The sequence below is a fragment of the Rubrobacter calidifluminis genome (genome assembly GCF_028617075.1).
Taxonomy (GTDB): Bacteria; Actinomycetota; Rubrobacteria; order Rubrobacterales; family Rubrobacteraceae; genus Rubrobacter_E; species Rubrobacter_E calidifluminis.
Genome location: NZ_JAQKGV010000005.1, coordinates 120,615 through 138,921 on the forward strand (window position 1 = coordinate 120,615; position 18,307 = coordinate 138,921).

Below are 18,307 nucleotides of genomic sequence, written 5' to 3' on the forward strand. Positions count from 1 at the left end.
ACAAATGAGTGAGACCCTGCTGGAGACACTGGAGCCGTTCACGAGGCTCGAGCCGGGAGAGCTGGAACAGATCCGGAGGATAGCGCGCCCGGTCGAGTTCGGGCCCGGAAGCACCCTGATACGAGAAGGGGAGCCTTGCCGGGCGCTCTACGTGCTCGCCTCCGGAACCGTCGAGGTGCGCAAGAAGATCCTTCCGGGCAGCACCCGCCAGCTCGCCGTCCTCAAGGCCCCGACCGTGGTGGGTGAGGTGGGGCTCCTCGCCGGAGGAGTGCGGTCCACGGCTCTCGTGCGGGCGCGAACCAGGACACGAGGGTACGAGATCCCGCGCGAGGCCTTCGTCGGGCTCGTCGAGGAAGGCTCGCTCGCCGCCCTCAAGGTAGTCTACGAGCTGGGGCGGCTTCTCGCCGAGCGCATGGCGAAGACCGACGATACCATCGCGCAGCTCGTGACCAGGCTGGAGGAGGGCGGCGAAACCCAGGGCCCGGAGATCTTCCGGGACACCATGATGCAGGAGTGGGGCTCCTGAGCTACTCTTTTATAGATTCCAGCAACAGATCCCCGGTCTCCCGGACGTGGCGGGCGAGGAGGGCGAGCGCGGCCTCCTCATCACCCCGTCGGCAGAGTTCGAGCAGCTCGTAGTGCTCCCGCTGGGGCTTCTCGTAGTCCGAAAGAGCCAGGTGCATCCTGATGTAGCGCTCGAAGGCCACGTGCTGCATCCGGATGATCTCCATGAGCCGCGGCCTTCCGGCCGGGGCGAAGAGCGTGGCGTGAAAGCGCCAGTTCAGCTCCCCCCAGCGTGAGATGAGATCTTCTTCCTCGTCTATCTGGCGCAGGATGTCCTCCGCGCGGGCGAACTCCTCCTCCCCCAGCCTGGGGAAGGCCTTCCCCAGCGCCACGGGCTCGAGCATCTCCCGGATCTCGGTTATCTCCTCGACCTCGAGCCGCGAGAGTCGGGAGACGACCGCGCCGCGGTGCGGGTAGAAGGAGACGAGCCCCTCGCCCTCCAGCTGCCTGAGCGCCTCGCGCACCGGAATCTTGCTGACCCCGAAGCGGCGGGCGATCTCCTCCTGCCGCAAAGGTGTACCACCCGCAAGCACGCCGCTGAGTATGGCGTCGCGCAGCCCGGCGGCGACCATGTCCTGCGCCGTGCGGTATCCCCTGCCCGCTCTTCCAGCGAGATCTTCCAGAGTGCATCCTCTCCAGGCGCCCTCCCGGCGCTCTAGAACCTCTCCACGACGGTCTTGGGAAGCATGTGCTGCTGCAGGTAGTCCGGGCCGCCGGCCTTCGAGTCGGTTCCCGAGAGCCCGAAGCCGCCGAAGGGTTGCACGCCGACCAGGGCGCCGGTGATGTGCCGGTTGAAGTAGAGGTTGCCGACGTGGAACTCGTGCCGGGCCCTCTCCAGGTGCTCCCGGTCGTTCGAGTAGAGGCCTCCGGTGAGCCCGTAGGGGGAGTCGTTGGCTATCGCCAGGGCGTCCTCGAAGTCGCGGGCCTTTATGAACGCGAGGACGGGGCCGAAGATCTCCTCCTGCGCTATCCTCGCTTTGGGGTCCACGCCGGCGTAGACCGTCGGCGTCACGAAGTAGCCGTCCTTCGGGTCGCCGGGGTCCTCACCCAGGACCCGCTCGCCCTCCTCCCGTCCGACCTCGATGTAGCCCGAGACCTTCTCGAACTGCGGCTCGCTGATCAGCGGCCCGACGAAGACCTCGGGTCCCTCGGGAGCACCGACGCGGAGCGCCCGAGCCTTCTCGACGACCCTCCGCAGGACCTCGTCGTAGACGTCGGCGTGGACTATGGCGCGGCTCGCGGCCGAGCACTTCTGACCCGCGTACCCGTAGGCGCTCCTCACGATGTCCGAGGACGCGGCCTCGAGGTCGGCGGAGTCGTCGATTATCATCGCGTCCTTGCCGCCCATCTCGGCGATCACGCGCTTTATCCACTTCTGCCCGTTGGGTTTCGCGGCGAGCTCGTTGATCCTGAGGCCCGTCCGCATCGAGCCGGTGAACGAGATGAAGCGGGTCCTGGGGTCGGAGACCAGGTAGTCGCCTATCTCGGAGCCGTACCCGGCGCAGAAGTTGAGCACCCCCTCGGGCAGCCCGGCTTCGAAGAAGATCTCTGCGACCTTCGCCCCGATCACGCTGGTGAACTCGGAGGGCTTCATGACGATGGTGTTGCCGGTGACGATGGCCGCCGAGGACATCCCGGTGAGGATCGCCGTCGGGAAGTTCCACGGGGCGATGATGACCCCCACCCCCATCGGCTGGTAGAAGTAGCGGCTCTCTTCACCAGCGACCGAGTGCACCTCCGCCCCGTCCTTCAGGCGCAGCATCTCGCGGGCGTAGTACTCGAGGAAGTCTATGGCCTCCGAGACCTGGGCGTCGGCCTCGGGCCACGGCTTCCCGCCCTCGTAGACCTCCCAGGCGATCATCTCCGCCTTCCTGCGGCGCATGATGGCGGCGGCGCGCAGCAGGATGCGCGCCCTGGCCTCCGGAGCGGTGCGGCTCCAGTCCGAGAAGGCCCGCGTCGCGGCATCGAGCGCTAGGCTGGCCTCCCGCTCGGTCGCCCGGGCCACGCGGCCCACGACCTGCTGCGGTCGCGCGGGGTTTACCGAGACGATCTCACCCTCGGTCTCTACCTCCTTACCCCCGATGATCAGAGGATAGCTCCTGCCGAGCTCTCCTCCCACCTTCTCGAGCGCGGCGCGCACCCTCTTTACGTTCTCCTGGTCGTTCCAGTCGAGGTAAGGCTCGTTTCTGAAGGGCGGAAGTCCCATGTCTCTCCTCCTGTCTCAGTGTCCGGCGGCCCTCTTCAATGCACCGCCCACACTCTGAAGTACGTCCAACGTGACGTACCCCGCTATCTTCGGGTTCTCCTTGAGGCGCCGGGTGGAGTACTCGTACCACTGCTCGCCGTAGGGCACGTAGACGCGCACCTTGTGACCGTCCCGGACGAGTATGCGCCTGAGCTCCTCGTCCACACCGAGGAGCATCTGGAACTCGTAGCGGTCCTTCGAAACCCCGAGCTGGTGGACGAGGCGCAGCGCGTGCCAGACCAGGTACTCGTCGTGGGTGGCCACCCCGACGTAGCAGCCGCCGCGCAGCAGCTCCTCGAGCAAAAACACGTAGTTCTGACGCACGGTGTCGTAGTCCTTGTAGGCGATCTCGCGCGGCTCGTCGTAGATGCCCTTGCACAGCCGGACCGAGACGCCGGCCTCAACCAGGCGCTGCACGTCGTCTATGCTGCGCCGCATGTACGCCTGGATTACGGCCCCCACGTTCTCATGCCGGGCGTGGGTGTCGAGCACCATCCGGATCGTCTTCTCGGTGTAGGGCGAGTCCTCCATGTCCACCCGCACGAAGCGGCCCCGCTCTCCGGCGTACTCCACGAGCTCTTCCAGGTTCGCCCGGCAGAGCTCCTCGTCGAGCGCGAGCCCGAGGGCGGTGAGCTTGACCGAGATGCCGCTCTCGAGGCCGTTTCTCTCCAGGGTGTCGACCACGCGTTTGTACTCCGCGAGCGTGGCGGAGGCCTGGGCCTTGTCGGTCGTGCTCTCGCCGAGCACGTCCACCGTCGCCACGCACCCCTCGGAGTTGAGCGCCCTTATGACGCCCACGGCATCTTCCAGGCGGGTCCCGGCGATGTAGCGGCTTGAGACCCTGCGCACGATGGGACGCGGTATCACCGGAACCGCACCGGCCATCACCCTGTCGAAGAGCCCCACCTCACCTCCCCCGTTCTCTAGCGGTCCACCGGCGCTCGCGATGGGCCGGCCTCCCGGTTTCTCTTACCGAAATACCACGTGAGCGCGTAGGCGACCAGCACGACACCTATGCTGAGCAGGGTCAGGAGGAGTTGCGAGCGGGTGTCGGCGTTGATGCCCACGGCGACGATGACCACGACGAAGACGCCTATGGTGAGCCAGGTCAGGTAGGGGTAGAGCCACATCTTTATGGCGAGCCTCTCGGGATTCTCCCGCTCTATGCGCCGCCTGAGCCTGAGCTCGGAGATGGCGATGAGGAGGTAAACGAAGAGCGCGACCGCCCCGGAGGTGTTGAGCAGGAATGTGAAAACGGCGTTCGGAGCGTAGAAGGCCGCGATGACCGAGAGGTACCCGACCGCCGTGCTTATGAGTATCGACCACACCGGCACGCCGCGTCCGTTGACCCGCAGGAAAGCCTTCGGGGCGTCCCCACGCCGGGCGATGGCGTTGAGCATCCTCGAGCAGGTGTAGAGGCCGGAGTTCAGGCAGGAGAGTACCGCGACCAGCACGACGACGCTCATTATCGTGGCGGCGCCGGGGAAGTTGATCTGCTCGAGCGCCGCCACGAACGGCCCGCGGGTCTGTCCCCTGGGCTCGAGCGCCGGGTCGTTCCACGGCACTATGGTCACGATCAGGAAGATCGAGAGCACGTAGAAGAGCATGACCCGCCAGATGACCGAGTTCGTCGCCCGCGCCACGCTGCGCTCGGGCTCCCGCGACTCGGCCGCAGCCAGCGTTACTATCTCGGCGCCGACGAACGAGAAGATCAGGGTAGTAACCCCGGCGAACATCACGAGCGCGCCGTGGGGAAGGAACCCTCCGTGGGCCGTCAGGTTGGAAAAGTCGAGACCCGCCCCGGGCCAGAGCCCGAGTACATACAGCGCCCCGAGCGCGATGAACCCTATTATCGCGGCGACCTTGATCGAGGCGAACCAGAACTCGAACTCGCCGTAGGAGCCGACCGAGAACAGGTTGGTGCCGGTCAGAAGCAGCATCAGCACCAGCGAGATCAGCCACTGGTACTGCGAGGAGAGGTCGAAGAGCCCCTGGATGATCAAAGCACCCGCCTGCGCTTCCACCGCGAGTACGATGACCCAGAAATACCAGTAGAGCCACCCGACCGCAAAACCTGCCCAGTCCCCTAGAGAGATCCTGGCATACTCCGCGAACGAACCTATCTGCGGCGAGGCGACCGCCATCTCCCCGAGCATCCTCATCACCATCACGATGATCAAACCCGCTATCGCATAGGAGATGAACGCCGCCGGCCCCACCGTGCTTATGACCGCCCCGCTGCCCACGAAGAGCCCGGCCCCGATGACCCCGCCAAGCGAGATCATCGTCATGTGCCGCATCCTGAGCTGCTTCCGCAGCTCGGGAGCCTCTTCCCGACCCGTTCTGGTACCCGTGCTCTGTGCCAAAAGACTCCTCCTTTCTCGAACCCAACCCGGTCGTAACCCTCCCGCTGCAGCCCCTTATCCGGACAGTCAGTATAAAGTATACTTTCATCTTGATTCCAGAGCGGTGCGGCTGTATCGGTACGTGCTGCGGGTGAAAGATCGTTTAGCGAAAGCCGGAGGAGAGGGAATGGGAGAAGAGACGCGAGGTCTGGTCTCACGTCCGGTTCGCCGGGTAGCGTCGCGGGTTGGAGGAAGCAGGGTCGAGGGATCGCCCGGCGGGCATCTGCGCTCTACCAACCCGGCGCATCTTGATGAGGTGGTCGCGGAGGTTTCGCTCGGGGAAGCGGGCACGTTCGTCGCGGCGTGCCGGGCGGCGAGGGAGGCGCAGAGCGGGTGGGCTGAGGTGCCGGTCCCGGTGCGCTCGCGGGTGATACGTCGGATCGGGGATCTTATGATGGCCAACAAGGAGGCGCTGGCACGTCTGGTGACCCGTGAGATCGGCAAGCCCTACGCCGAGGCGCTCGGAGAGGTGCAGGAGATAATAGACACCTGCGACTTCTTCACCAGCGAGGGCAGGCGGCTCTACGGGCAGACCGTTCCCTCGGAGATGCCGGACAAGCAGCTGTTCACCTTCCGGGTGCCGGTCGGGGTCGCGGCGATCATCACCGCCGGCAACTTCCCGGTCGCCGTCCCCTCCTGGTACATCGTCCCGGCGCTTCTGTGCGGCAACGCGGTCGTCTGGAAGCCCGCCGAGTACTCCCCGGCGACCGCCGACGCCTTCTACGAGATCTTCACCCACGGCGGCCTGCCGGACGGGGTCCTCAACGTCGTGCAGGCCGAGGGGGCGATCGCCTTCGAGGGTCTCGAGCGGGCGCTCGAGGAGGGGCTCGTCGACAAGATCGGCTTCACCGGCTCCACGGAGGTCGGCAGGAGGATCGGCGAGCTCGCCGGGCGTCACCTGCAGACCCCCTGCCTCGAGCTCGGAGGGAAGAACCCGCTCGTCGTCATGCCCGACGCCCGGCTCGACCTCGCCGTCGAGGGTGCGCTCTTCTCGGGTTTCGGTACCGCCGGGCAGCGGTGCACCTCGCTCGGGACAGCCATCGTCCACGAGTCGGTGCACGACGAGTTCTTGAGGCGCCTTGCGGAGGCCGTCGGGGAGGCCAGGATAGGGGATCCGATGCAGGACGTGCTCTACGGCCCGATGCTCAGCGAGCGCTTCTACGAGCGTTTCCTGGGCTGGCTGGAGCTCACGAGAGACCACCACAGCCTGCACGGCTCGACCGGGACCGGCAGGATCACGAAGGAAAACCCGCGCGAGAACTTTGTCGGCGACCCGGAGGCGGGCCTCTACTGCCACCCGACCATAGTCGACGGCATCACTCCCGAGGACGAGCTCTACAGGACGGAGACCTTCGGCCCGATCGTCGGGGTCGCGAAGTTCTCGACCTTCGACGAGGCAGTGGAGCTCGCGAACGGCCACGGCTACGGGCTGTCGGCGTCCATCTACACCGAGAACGCCAGAGAGGCCCTGCGTTTCCGCGAGCGCATCTCGGCGGGGATGCTCAGCATCAACAACTCGACCAGCGGGGCCGAGGCGCACCTGCCCTTCGGCGGCAACGGCAAGAGTGGCAACGGCAGCCGCCTCTCCGGGATCTGGGTGCTCGACCAGTTCACCCGCTGGCAGTCGATGAACTGGGACTACTCCGGCAGGCTGCAGAAAGCACAGATGGATCTCATCGAGCTCCCCGCGGACGAGAATTTCCGCCTCGATCCTGAGGAGGATGGCGTTTGACCTCCCAAGACGTCATCGTCGTGGGTCTGGGGGCGATGGGAAGCGCCGTCGCCTTCCACCTGGCATCGCGCGGGCTGCGCGTGCTCGGCGTCGAGCAATACTCCCCGGCCCACGAGCGGGGCTCGAGCCACGGTCGCTCGCGCATCATCCGCCTCGCCTATTACGAATCCCCCGAGTACGTGCCGCTCTTGCTGCGGGCATGGGAGCTGTGGGAGGAGCTCGAGGAGAGGAGCGCGCGCAAGCTCCTCTCCCGGACCGGGGCCCTGATGGTCGGTTCTTCGGAGAGCGAACTCTTCCGCGGCAGCCTGCGCAGCGCCACCGAGCACGACCTGCCCCACGAAGTGCTCGACGCACAGGAGATCCGACGGCGCTTCCCGTCTCTCGATCCCCCTCCCGACACGTTAGCTCTCTACGAGGAGCGGGCCGGCTTCATCGTGCCCGAGGAGGGGGTGAAGGCCCATCTGCAACTCGCCGGATCCCTCGGAGCCGAGCTCCGTTTCGAAGAACGCCTCCTCTCCTGGGAAGAGAGGGATGGCGGCGTGCTCGTCGAAACCAGCCGGGGTTCCTACGGTGCCTCCCATCTCGTGCTCGCCCCCGGACCCTGGGCTCCACAGCTTCTCGGTGAGCTGGGTGGTTCGCTGTATGTCGAGCGGCAGGTGATGGTGTGGTTTTCGGCCTCCTGCGACGGGCTGCCGGTCATCATGTGGGAGGCCGATGACGGACGCATCTTCTACTGCATCCCGGAGGGTCCGGAGAGGATCAAGGCGGCGCTGCATCACGGAGGCAAAAGGACAACCCCGGAGACGCTGGACCGCCGGGTGCAGGAAGAGGACGTGGAGGCGATAAAGGGATATCTGAGGAAGTACGCCCCCGCCCTCGCAGGAGCCCTCGTAGAGAGCTCCGTGTGCATGTACACCAACAGCCCGGATCTTCACTTCGTGGTGGGGCCCCACCCGCGCCATCCACGGATCATCCTCGCCTGCGGTTTCTCCGGGCACGGCTACAAGTTCTGCGGGGTTATCGGGGAGGTCGTAGCCGACCTGGTGACCGAAGGCAGGACGGGTCATCCCATAAAACCCTTCTCCCCCGCCCGGCTCCAGCCTCAAGCCTGACGCCTTTTCACCCCCTCCTCGTCCCCCGGCGGTGTATGTTGTGGCGGAACGAAGGAGCACGCATGCAGGACGACAACGTCACGCTGACGGGCAGGCTCCCAGGAGTAGGGGAAGCAGAGGTCGGGCAGAAGAGAGGAGATGCGCCACTGGCATCCTGCGACGCCCGCCTCGCCAACTGAGGCGTACGGGACGAAAAGAAGGAGATAGGCCGGCCAGGCGGCAGGTAGGGGGAACCGGCCTATCCAACACCCCTGATACGCTCCAGACCCTCTCCAGGTTGCGAGCTCAGAGGGCCTTTCTGTAATTCTCCCGCGCCTCAATACGCCCGATCCAGGAGAACACCCGCGGCCATCCTTCCAGGGATAGCTCCCCGCTCTCCTCAAGCTCCCGCAGACGGACGAAGTTACCAGCATAGGCGATGTCCGCCAGCGAGAAGGATCCCGCCAGATATTCCCGTCCCTCCAGGCGCGCCTCCAGCTCCGAGAGATGATCCTTCAGCCTCCGCATCCCTTCCGCGATGCGCTCCTCCGGGAGGCCCCTCCGTCGTCCGGAGGCGGCCAGGAAGACCGCCGGGAAGAACTTCGCGTCGGCGAAGGCCATCCAGATCCTGGCTTGCGCCCTCGCCTTCGGGTCCCCGGGCATGAGCGGGGAATCTGGGAAGATTTCGTCGAGGTACTGGTTTATCACGTTGGACTCGTAGAGCGACTCGCCGTTCACGACGATCACGGGAACCTTCCCCGTGGGGCTCGCCTCCAGAAACTCCCTGCTCTTGTTCGCGAGGTCCACCTCGCGCGTCTCGAAATCCACGCCCTTCTCGTGCAGGACCATCCTGGTCCGCCGGGCGTAGGGTCAGGCCTGGGTGTTGTACAGTCGGATCTCCAACCTCTACACCTCCTGAAATATCGCCTTCGAAATGTTCACCCCAGTATACGGGCTGCCCCAAGTTTACCCCCACCCGCCCGTGGGAATGGAATCTTCCCATCGCTGTTCGTACCACTTCAGGAGGAGAGAGAAATTGGCCGGGAACCGGAGAAACCTCGCACGGATAATAGACTCCCTCCTCGAGAGGAGGGGGCCGCTCCTCTCCGCCTACCTGAACGTGAACGCCGAGGCCCCCGAGAACCAGGGGAGGGCCTACCTGGTCCGGCTGAGAGACGCCATGGACGACCTGGGCGCCCCTGAAGAGTTGCGGGAGAGGATCGGGGCCTCCCTCGAGGAGAAGACGCACCCCCGAGCGAGGACGCTCGCGATCTTCGGGGACGCGGACGGGTCCTTCGAGGTCTACCGGCTGCAGGTCGACCTGCCAGAGTCTTTCCGCTGGGGAGAGCCCGACGTCTCTCCGCTGGTGCTCGCGCTCGACGAGTACGAACCTTACGGCGCGGTGGTCCTCGACGCGGAGAGGTTCCGATTCTTTGTAGTCTCACCACTCGCCACGCCGGAGGCGGAACGGTCCGTGAAGGGCAACGGCTTCCTGGAGCTGGATATAAGGCCCAGCGAACCCTACCCCAGGAGCCACGGCTCGAGAGACGCTGACCCGGCGGGTCGCACGCAGCAGGAGCTGGCGCACCGCTACTACAAGGAGATGGGCGAGCTCGCCCGAGACGTCACCTTCCGCGAGGGGGTGCGGCGTTTGATCCTGGCCGGCCCTCAAGAGGTACGCTCGGGCTTCCGCGAGGCGATGCCCGGCGAGATTCAGGACAGAATCCTCGCCGAGGGGCACGTAGACCTCGGAGCCCCTGAAGGAGAGCTGATCGAACTCCTCGAAGATCTCAGAAAACAGGCCGTCTTCGAGCACGACAAGGAACTGCTCGAAGAAGTCCGGGAAAACGGTGTGTGGGGCCTGGATGAGGTGCTGGATGCCCTGCAGGAGCAGAACAGGATCTATCACCTGATCGCACTCTGGGATATCGAGGGTGAGGTCCGCTGGTGCGACGACGACTCGCTCGCCATCCAGGACATCACCAGCGAGGAGTGCCCCTTCTGCGGCCGGAAGACCCGCATGCGGCCCACGAGAGACGCCCTCGTGGCCCTCGGCCGAAAACGGGGAGCCCAACTAGACCTTCTGCGCGGCGAGAACCAGAATACGACCCTGCTGCGGGAGGAGTTCGAGGGGATCGCCGGGCTCACCCGTTTCTGAGAGTCCCCCGGCGGCGAGATTGACCGTGGTTTGCCTCTCCTTTATGCTACCTGCATAAACGTTCGTACGTTTCTGGGTGGGACAAGGGGAGGTATGGGGGGTGTTCCAGCAGATACTCAACCCTACGGGCAACCTCGGGGCCACGGTCGCTCTGGCGCTGGTACCGCTGGTGGTTCTGTTGCTCCTGCTAGCCGTCTTCAGGGTTACGGCCTGGCTCTCGGTGATAATTGCCTCGGTGGTGACGTTCATAATCGCCGTGGTCGTCTGGCAGGCGCCGGTGGGCAGCGCGCTGCACGCCTACGCCTACGGAGCCGCCACGGGCGTCTGGTCCGTCGACTGGATCACGTTCTGGGGAGTCGTGATCTTCAACACCCTCGTCGTGACCGGCTCCTTCGAGAAGCTGCAGGGATGGCTCATCCAGCAGGCCACGGCCGACGTGCGGGTGCAGACGCTGCTCCTGGCCTGGGCGTTCGGGGCCCTGCTGGAAGGGCTCGTGGGCTTCGGGTACCCCTGGGCCCTCGTCGCCCCCATTCTCATCACGCTCGGGATCCGTGACCTCGACGCCATACGCGTCGCCGCGATAGCAAACAACGCCCCGGTCTCCTTCGGGGCCCTCGGGGTGCCGATCATCGCGCTCTCTACGGTGACCGGGCTGCCGCTTCTTGCGCTCTCCGCCTCGATCGGCAAGATCGTCGCGCTCCTGGCTCTCCTGCCGCCGTGGGTCCTGATCTACCTGGTCACCGGCAGACGCGGCCTCAGGGACGGCTGGCCGCTCGCGATCGTGGGCTCGCTCGCCTACATCGCCGGGCAGTATCCCACCTCGCAGTACCTCGGTCCTTACCTGCCGGACATCATCGGCTCGATCGTCTGCTTCGCCGCCCTTCTCGGCCTGCTCAAGGTCTGGCGACCCCGCACGGTGCTGGGATTCGGCGGGACGCCGGTCGAGGAGAACGCCGCCTACAGCGAGGCCTCCCGGGCCCCCGCCCTCAGCGGTGGGGAGCTCGCGAGGACTTTCGCACCGTTCATCATACTGCTCCTGGTCGTCGTGCTGTGGACCGGTCCCTGGTCGCCGCTTCCGGGAGTAAGCCTCTTCTCCGTCGAGGTGCAGGCCAGATCCGCCATAACGCACGAAGCCGTCTCCTCGGCATTCAACTTCGCCCCGTTCGTAGGCGGCACGGCGATACTCGTCTCCTGGATCATAATGCTCGCGGTACTCCGGCCCAGCGCCGCCGACCTGAGACAGGTCTTCTCGCGCACCTTCTCGCAGATGTGGGGCGCCCTGCTGGTGGGCATATTCATCTTCGGGCTCGCCTACGTGTTCATCTACTCCGGCATGGCGCCGTCCCTGGCCTACGGGTTCTCGCGCATCGGGCCGGCGTTCATAGTCCTCGCCCCGATACTCGGCTGGATCGGGGTCGCGCTTTCTGGCTCGAACACCTCGACGAATACAATGTTCGGCGCGGTGCAGGCCACGGCCGGAAAGCTCCTGGGCTTCCCTGTCCTCCTCGCCCCTTCCCTCGGCTCGGTCGGAGCCGAGGTCGGAAAACCCGTCGCCCCGCAGACTGCGAGCGTGGGCGTCTCCACGAGCCGCTTCGTCCGCAACGAGGGCGAGGTGATCCGGCACAACATGGGCTGGACCCTCATACTCCTGGGGTATCTGATCGTAGTCGGGCTCTTCTACTACTTCGTGCTGCCGGGCGTGATGAGGCTGTGAGGGGCTACCCTTCCCTCACGACCTCATCCAGCCTCTCCAGCACCCCCTCGTAGACGCGCCTTATCCCTGCCGGGGCGAAGATCCGCTCGAAGATGCCGGCCACTCCCCGCGCCCCGTCCCATTCCACGACGACCCGGACCCGGGTCCTGTCCTCACCCTGCGAGGAGAGACGCCAGGTGGTCACGAAAGAGGAACCCTCGTCGCTCTCTCTCAGCGTACTCCCCGGGTCCGGTTCCTCTACACGCATCCGGAACGGTCGCTCGCGCCCGGCCCGCAGCCGGTAGCGCACCACCGTTCCGGCGCCCCTCCCCCCTTCCTCGACGGCGTATTCCGAGAAGTTTTCGGTGAGTATGTGGGGGCGCTTCTCCTGGAAGTCCGAGATGAACTCGTAGACCCTCTGCTGTCCTGCGGAGACCGTCCTCTCGGCGGTAGCCTTCACGTGCGCCACTGGGGAGCACCTCCTCTTGAAGCTATCTTCCATGACCGGTCCAGGATCTTATACTCCATTACCCGCAAGAAGGTCTCCCGAACCCCGGGATCCTGGTAGAGTCTCTGTGTGGGAGGTTACGAAGAGATCTGGCAGCACTTCCGGCAGGCCGGAGAACTGGAGTTCGGCGGCCATACGGACCCTGCCTGGCGACACGGACACACCACCTCTGCCTCCTTCGTCGTGCGGGTGGACGCGAACGCTCTGTGCGATCGCCTGAAGCCGGTACGCGAGTTACTGCAGTGTTTCCCGTTCGTCTCCATGCACCCGGACGATCTCATGCACATAACGCTCCTCATGCTCGGCTTTCCGGTCTCGTCCCCCCGGAGCGGGGACGAGATCTCTCACGAGAAACTCCGGGAGCTGGAGGACAGGGCACGTAGCGCGCTCTCGGGGGCGTCCCCCTTCATAGTCCGGCTCTCCAACCTCAACGCCTTCCCCTCGGCGGTATTCGTCGAAACACACTCCGGGGGCAGGCTGGAACGGTTGCAGGAACTTCTGAGCACGGAGTGCGGGATGAAACGCCCTCTGGGCCCGCCGCATCTCACGCTGGCATACTTCCACGCCCCGGAGGGTTCGCCCGTGCCGGAGAGCCTCGTAGACGCCATCGGGGGCTTCCGGGACTGGTACGTCGGTGAGGTGTGGGTTGACCACGTCGAGCTGACCCTGCTCGACCTCAGATCCGCGCGTCCGGAACTCAGGTCCGCGGGCAGGGTGCCGCTCGCCGCCCGTTAGGTCCCGAGTGCGCGCAGCACCTTCGGCGGCAGGTGCCAGACGAGCACGCCCCTCCCGGCTTCTGGCCCCTCCTCGAACCTCACGAACAGGGCTCCGCCCTTCTTTATCCTCAACCGGGCGGGCTCCGCCCGTCCGAAGACCAGGTACCCGGCTACCGCGTGGATGTTTGGCCGGTGTCCGACAAGAACCATCGATCCCACCTCCTCCCGCTCCTTCAAGACGCCGAGCACCTCTTCTGGGGAACGGTCGGGTTCGAGCTCCGGGCACGCTTCCGGCGTCGGCCAGCCGTGTTCCGCCAGGATCTCCGCCGTCTGCCAAGCCCGCACGAACGGGCTGCTCAGCATGAGCCCGACCCCGGACACCAGCCTCGTGAGGCCCACGGCCGCCGCCTCGAACCTCCTGCGTCCCCCGGGCGTCAGGGGGCGTCCTGAGTCATCCGGCCACCGGGAAGCGTCCCTTCCGTGGGCGACGGCGTGGCGTACGAGGTAGACGTCCATCATGCTATCCTACCCCTCCCGCCCGCTGCATCTTCTCCATCTTCCGCACCAGCCGCTTCCAGCGCCCGCCCGCCAAGCGTCCGAGGGTCTCCGGGAGCGCGCCGCGCAGTTCCCCTGCCCTACGATCGCAGGAGCAGGCCACGTACCCTGCGACAAAGAGCGTCTGCGGGAGGAGGTCCCCGCCTCGCGAAGCGGGGATCCCCCGCATCTGCCGGGCGCAGACCACCGCGTCCTGATGCTCCCCGAGCACATCCTGCACCTCCTTGAGCCGCCTCAAGTACTTCCTCGCGGGCCCGCCGTACACCGGGACGAAAAACTCCAGCGCGTAGCGCAGCCTCCGGACACGCCTGCGCAGCCGGTGGTGATCCCCGGCGGAAGGACCGGCGCCGAGCCTCTCTTGTGCCCTGCACACCCTACGGTACAGCGCCTTCAAGATCTCCGGGGCTACCTCCAGCAGCGGGCGGCGCGCCGCCACCGAACTCGTGGGGCCGGCGCGCAGCAGATCAGCGAAGGTCTCGACGAAGCGGGCGTAGCGCCGGGAGTTGAGCGCGCGGAGCAGCTCGGAGCGAGCCTTCTCCCTGCGCCTTTCGAGCACGCCGCGCAGCTCCGATATAGCCCCTTCCACTTCCCGAAAGCCATCCGGAGACAGCTCCTTGAGTCTCTCCAGCTGCACGTCGAGATCGCGCACCTCACCAAGGAAGTCCAGGATCCATCTGATGTCCTCCTCCATCGCCCTCAACCGCACCGGCAGAGCCCTGTCGAAGATCCTGATCGCCGCCCTCACCCTCCTGCCCGCGACCCGCATGTCGTGCAGCTCCTCCGGATCCTCCCCGAGCCGGACTCCACCCTCGTGGGAGAGGAACCTGGCAAAGTGGACCCGCAGCACGGCGAACGCAGCCTCACCGGCGGTCGAATCCATGCCGAAGACCCGGGGCCCGAACTCCGGCGGTCCCGGAGCCTCCAGCCCCACGGCGGACAGACCGACCCGGAACTTCGAAGCCATGGCGGGCTCGAGGCAGCAGCCTTCCCGGAGATCTCTCACGAAGGGTTCGATCACGGGGAGGGCATCGTCTTCGGTCTCGACTTCGACCCGCGACATCTCCGCGGCCACCCCACCGCCGGGCGAGATCACCCGGGTTTCGTCTAGCACCACCTCACCAAACCGCACATCCCCCCGACGCAGGGCGTACACGCGCCGCCGGGTCCTGGCTTCGAACAAGGGTCTCAGCCCCCTCGGCCCCGCCAGGTTCCCGACCCGCTCGCCCACCGGCCCCACCCCCTTGCGCAGCCCGCCATCCAGCGGTTCGGAGATCTCCCGCCTTCGTCTGAGACCGGATCCATCGCCGGGGGTGAGGGCCTTCATCGTCGCCTCGGCCCCACCGTCCCCGAAACGGCGCACGCGCACCGCGTACCCGGCCCGGAAGATGCGCCAGCCAGCGGTGTCGTAGTAGGTGTCGGTCAGCTCCCGCTCACCTTCAGAAACCACCGTCAGCGCCCCTCGCGAGCCAGACTCCTCGAGCCAGCGGGTCACCGCCTCCAGTCCGGTGGCGTCGAACTGCCACTCCACCTCCCGATGGTCACCCATCACGCGATCAGCCGGGGTCCGATAGCAGGATCGCCTGGCTGTCCAGCAGTTCCTCTCCTTCCCCCGGGCGCAGGCGCTTGAAGGTTCCATCGGGCCTCATCTCCCAGGCGTTCGCCGTATCGGAGAGCTGGAGGTCCAGGATGCGCCTGACGCGCCTGCGGTGCCGCTCCTCCCTGAGCGGGAAGACCTGCTCGACGCGCCGGTCGAGGTTGCGTTGCATCATATCCGCGCTGCCGAGCAGCAGCTTCTCGTCCTCCCCCTCGCCGAAGGCGAAGACCCGGGCGTGCTCCAGGAAGCGCCCGACTATGGAAACCACCCGGATGTTCTCGCTCACACCCTCTATCCCCGGCCGCAGGCAGCAGATGCCACGTACGATGAGATCGACCCTCACCCCGGCCTGCGAAGCCCGGTAGAGGGCCTCGATGATCTGCGGGTCGGTGAGCGAGTTCATCTTCCAGGTGATGCGGGCCGCTCCGCCGCCCCTGGCGCGTTCGATCTGCTCCTCCACAAGCCGCATCATCCCTTCCCGCAGCGTCAGCGGGGCCACGAGCAGGGTGTTGTACTCCCGCTGCGAGGAGTATCCGGTGAGGTAGTTGAAGAGATCCGAGGCGTCCTCGCAGAGCCCGGGATCGTCGGTGAAGTAGGAGAAGTCGGTGTAGACCCTGGCGGTCGAGGGGTTGTAGTTGCCGGTACCGAGGTGAACGTAGCGCCTGAGACCCTGTCCCTCCCTCCTGACCACCAGACATACCTTCGCGTGAGTCTTCAGACCCACAAGCCCGTAGGCCACGTGGACCCCCCGGGCCTCGAGCTGGCGGGCCCAGGTTATGTTGGGCTCCTCGTCGAAGCGAGCCTTGAGCTCCACCAGCACGGCGACCTGCGTCTGCTCGTCGCGCGCGCTCTCGAGCGCCTCCACTATAGGCGAGTTCGCTCCCACCCGGTAGAGGGTCTGCTTTATCGCGAGCACGTTCGGGTCCTCGGCCGCGGCCCGGACGAACTCCACGACCGGGGCGAAAGAGTCGTAAGGATGGTAGAGCAGGATGTCCCCCTGGCGGATCGCCGAGGTGATGGAGCTGGCGCTGCGGATCGCGTCGGGCACCCGGGGAGCTATGGGCGGGTAGAGCAGATCCGCGCGTTCGAGGTGTACGAGCTTGTCAAAATCTCCCAGACCTATCGGCTCCGGGACCGCGTACACCGACTGGCGGTCTATCCTCAGGTTGATCGCAAGCCATTCCCTGAGCTCCTCTGGCATCTCCTCGGTCACGACCAGCCGCACGCTCTGGCCGAACCAGCGTCCTTCAAGCTCGTCCTCTATGGCCTGCAGGAGGTCCGCGGCCTCGTCCTCCTCGATCACGAAATCCGCGTTGCGCGTCACCTGGAAGACGTAACTGGCAGCCACCTTCTTGCCGGGGAAAAGCTCCTCCAGGTTCGCCGCTATGACCTCCTCTACACGCACGAGCCGGATCTCGGGTCTCCTGCCGTTCTGGACCAACTCCTCCCCGGAGAGCCGCATGAAGCGGTCTATCGTCGTGGGCACCTTCAGCCGGGCCATCACCCGTCGCCCTTCATCCTCGATCACGACCAGCAGATTAAGCGAGAGGTTGGAGATGTGCGGGAAAGGATGTGCTGGATCTATCGCGAGCGGTGTCAGGACCGGGAAGATGTCCCTGACGAACCTCTCCTTGAGCTCCTGCTTCTCGGCCTTGCGCAGCCTGGCGTAGGGAACGAGGTTTATCCCCTCCCTGCGCAGCGCCGGCAGGAGCACCCTCTCGAGCACCTCCCGCTGCTCGGCCATGAAACTCCTGGTGTGCTCATGGATGCGTGCGAGCTGCTCCTCCGGAGTCATGCCGTCCGGCACCGGGTTGGGCAGTTCCGCAGCGACCTGCTGCTGCAGCCCCGAGACCCGGATCATGAAAAACTCGTCGAGATTCGTCGCAGAGATCGCCACGAAGCGCACCCGCTCCAGGAGCGGATGCCGTTCGTCCCACGCCTGCGCCAGCACCCGCTCGTTGAAAGAGAGCCAGGAGAGCTCCCGGTTGACGTAAAGCGAAGGGTCGGAGAGGTTAACCTTCCGCTCTTCTCCACCCATCGTCCCGGTCAAGACTTCACCTCCTCCGGGTTGACATCCCCCGCAAGGGCGAGCAGTGCACCCTCCCTCAGACCCCCGCGAACGACCCTCATCTCCGGCCTGCCGAAGTGCTCCAGGATCGCCGTGAAGGTCGTCACCGCCGCCGGCAGCACCCGCGCCCGCTCCGGCGTGAGCCCGTGCTCGCGCGCGAGCACGGCCGAAGGAACCTTCGTGATCTCCTGCACGAGATTCCTGAGCCGTTCGACCGTCAGCCTCTCCCTGGTTATCTTGAGGATCGCCCGTGCCGAACCTCCGACGGCCAAGACCGTCACCCGCGGCGCGAGGCTCCACCCCGGCATCATCCCTCTGACGTGCTCCTCCAGAGCCCGCAGTTCCTTTTTTCCGGCCGGATCACCACCCACGAAGCACTCCGTGGTGCGGTTGGAACCGAGCGGCAGCGAGACCTCCATGAGCGGACCGCGGCAGGCATCACCGAATATGAGCTGTGCGGAACCCCCGCCGAGGTCCACGACGAGCGCCGGCCCCTCCAGCGAGTTTCCAGCCGCCGAGACCGCCCCCCTGAAACCCAGCTCCGCCTCCTCCTCCCCTGAGATGAGATGCATCTTCAAGCCGGTCAGCTCACGTACCCGCTCGCCGAGCTCGTAGCCGTTCTCAGCGTCCCGGACGGCGCTGGTGGCAAGGATGAGCGATTCCGACGCCCCGTTCATCGCAGCCATCCGGGCGAAGAGGCCTATCACCTCTGCCGCCAGGGAGAGCCGCTCCGGCTTGATGCGGCCGGTCCTGGCCACTCCATCGCCGAGCCGGGCGGAGATCTTCTCCCCTGCCACCGGAATGACCTGCCCACCCTCCACCTCCCCAACCAGCAGGTGTATGGTGTTCGATCCAACGTCTATGACCGAATGACGGCTCAAGGCCCCTCCACGCCGTTGTGAGCACCGTGCCTATCATACCGCCCCCATCCGGTGCAGGGTATGGGCAGACTGCTCGAAGTCATCCCCTACCATGAAG

Annotated in this window: 16 protein-coding genes and 1 pseudogene; 6 read left to right on the plus strand and 11 right to left on the minus strand. The window is 66.0% G+C overall.

Annotation, left to right across the window (positions count from 1 at the left end; all coding sequences use genetic code 11):
- Nucleotides 1-4 precede the first annotated feature (4 nt).
- Nucleotides 5-526, plus strand: a complete 522-nt coding sequence (locus PJB24_RS05780) for a cyclic nucleotide-binding domain-containing protein (protein WP_273843651.1) — start codon at nucleotides 5-7, stop codon at nucleotides 524-526.
- 1 nt (nucleotide 527) lies between these two features.
- Here PJB24_RS05780 and PJB24_RS05785 read toward each other — a convergent pair whose 3' ends face one another.
- From PJB24_RS05785 to PJB24_RS05800, 4 genes are all read right to left on the minus strand, one after another.
- On the minus strand, nucleotides 528-1,136 hold the full coding sequence (locus tag PJB24_RS05785) for a GntR family transcriptional regulator (RefSeq protein WP_273843652.1): 609 nt from the start codon (nucleotides 1,134-1,136) through the stop codon (nucleotides 528-530).
- 83 nt (nucleotides 1,137-1,219) lie between these two features.
- Nucleotides 1,220-2,770: an L-glutamate gamma-semialdehyde dehydrogenase gene (pruA, locus tag PJB24_RS05790; RefSeq protein WP_273843654.1), complete on the minus strand. Its 1,551-nt coding sequence runs from the start codon at nucleotides 2,768-2,770 to the stop codon at nucleotides 1,220-1,222.
- A gap of 15 nt (nucleotides 2,771-2,785) precedes the next feature.
- Entirely contained in the window at nucleotides 2,786-3,715 is a 930-nt protein-coding gene (locus PJB24_RS05795; RefSeq protein ID WP_273843655.1) for a proline dehydrogenase family protein, read from the minus strand.
- Nucleotides 3,716-3,732: 17 nt separating this feature from the next.
- A complete protein-coding gene (locus tag PJB24_RS05800) occupies nucleotides 3,733-5,109 on the minus strand; it encodes an amino acid permease (RefSeq protein WP_420541897.1) in 1,377 nt (458 codons plus the stop codon).
- A gap of 232 nt (nucleotides 5,110-5,341) precedes the next feature.
- Between PJB24_RS05800 and PJB24_RS05805 the strand changes: the two genes are divergently transcribed.
- Complete coding sequence (locus PJB24_RS05805; RefSeq protein WP_273843657.1) at nucleotides 5,342-6,946, plus strand: aldehyde dehydrogenase family protein; 1,605 nt, start codon at nucleotides 5,342-5,344, stop codon at nucleotides 6,944-6,946.
- On the plus strand, nucleotides 6,943-8,058 hold the full coding sequence (solA, locus tag PJB24_RS05810; RefSeq protein WP_273843658.1) for an N-methyl-L-tryptophan oxidase: 1,116 nt from the start codon (nucleotides 6,943-6,945) through the stop codon (nucleotides 8,056-8,058). The genes PJB24_RS05805 and solA overlap by 4 nt, the downstream gene beginning before the upstream one ends.
- 285 nt (nucleotides 8,059-8,343) lie before the next feature.
- On the opposite strand, the gene PJB24_RS05815 is transcribed toward solA, so the two are convergent.
- Together PJB24_RS05815 and PJB24_RS05820 are read right to left on the minus strand one after the other, a co-directional pair.
- Nucleotides 8,344-8,658, minus strand: a complete 315-nt coding sequence (locus PJB24_RS05815) for a glutathione S-transferase family protein (RefSeq protein ID WP_273843815.1) — start codon at nucleotides 8,656-8,658, stop codon at nucleotides 8,344-8,346.
- Nucleotides 8,635-8,895: pseudogene (locus tag PJB24_RS05820) on the minus strand (glutathione S-transferase family protein); the annotation flags it as partial. The pseudogene PJB24_RS05820 and the gene PJB24_RS05815, both read right to left, overlap by 24 nt.
- Nucleotides 8,896-9,073: 178 nt before the next feature.
- Between PJB24_RS05820 and PJB24_RS05825 the strand changes: the two are divergent.
- Together PJB24_RS05825 and PJB24_RS05830 are read left to right on the plus strand one after the other, a co-directional pair.
- Nucleotides 9,074-10,195, plus strand: a complete 1,122-nt coding sequence (locus PJB24_RS05825; RefSeq protein WP_273843660.1) for a baeRF10 domain-containing protein — start codon at nucleotides 9,074-9,076, stop codon at nucleotides 10,193-10,195.
- A 100-nt stretch (nucleotides 10,196-10,295) separates the two neighbouring features.
- Nucleotides 10,296-11,909, plus strand: coding sequence for an L-lactate permease (locus PJB24_RS05830; protein WP_273843662.1), 1,614 nt, complete (start codon nucleotides 10,296-10,298; stop codon nucleotides 11,907-11,909).
- A gap of 4 nt (nucleotides 11,910-11,913) precedes the next feature.
- Here the strand turns inward: PJB24_RS05830 and PJB24_RS05835 are convergent, their stop codons facing one another.
- Nucleotides 11,914-12,357, minus strand: a complete 444-nt coding sequence (locus PJB24_RS05835; protein WP_273843664.1) for an SRPBCC family protein — start codon at nucleotides 12,355-12,357, stop codon at nucleotides 11,914-11,916.
- A gap of 108 nt (nucleotides 12,358-12,465) precedes the next feature.
- On the opposite strand from PJB24_RS05835, the gene PJB24_RS05840 reads away from it, so the two are divergent.
- On the plus strand, nucleotides 12,466-13,131 hold the full coding sequence (locus PJB24_RS05840) for a 2'-5' RNA ligase family protein (protein ID WP_273843666.1): 666 nt from the start codon (nucleotides 12,466-12,468) through the stop codon (nucleotides 13,129-13,131).
- Here PJB24_RS05840 and PJB24_RS05845 read toward each other — a convergent pair.
- From PJB24_RS05845 to PJB24_RS05860, 4 genes are read right to left on the minus strand one after another with little or no spacing between them, the layout of a single operon-like run.
- Nucleotides 13,128-13,631, minus strand: coding sequence for a SixA phosphatase family protein (locus tag PJB24_RS05845; RefSeq protein ID WP_273843668.1), 504 nt, complete (start codon nucleotides 13,629-13,631; stop codon nucleotides 13,128-13,130). The genes PJB24_RS05840 and PJB24_RS05845 overlap by 4 nt on opposite strands.
- A gap of 1 nt (nucleotide 13,632) precedes the next feature.
- A complete protein-coding gene (locus tag PJB24_RS05850; RefSeq protein ID WP_273843672.1) occupies nucleotides 13,633-15,213 on the minus strand; it encodes a CYTH and CHAD domain-containing protein in 1,581 nt (526 codons plus the stop codon).
- Nucleotides 15,214-15,220: 7 nt separating this feature from the next.
- Nucleotides 15,221-17,311, minus strand: coding sequence for a polyphosphate kinase 1 (gene ppk1, locus PJB24_RS05855; RefSeq protein WP_273843674.1), 2,091 nt, complete (start codon nucleotides 17,309-17,311; stop codon nucleotides 15,221-15,223).
- Nucleotides 17,308-18,210 carry a Ppx/GppA family phosphatase gene (locus tag PJB24_RS05860; RefSeq protein ID WP_273843676.1) on the minus strand — a complete coding sequence of 301 codons (903 nt, stop codon included), beginning with the start codon at nucleotides 18,208-18,210 and terminating at the stop codon, nucleotides 17,308-17,310. Before PJB24_RS05860 ends, ppk1 begins: the two co-directional genes overlap by 4 nt.
- Nucleotides 18,211-18,307 lie beyond the last annotated feature (97 nt).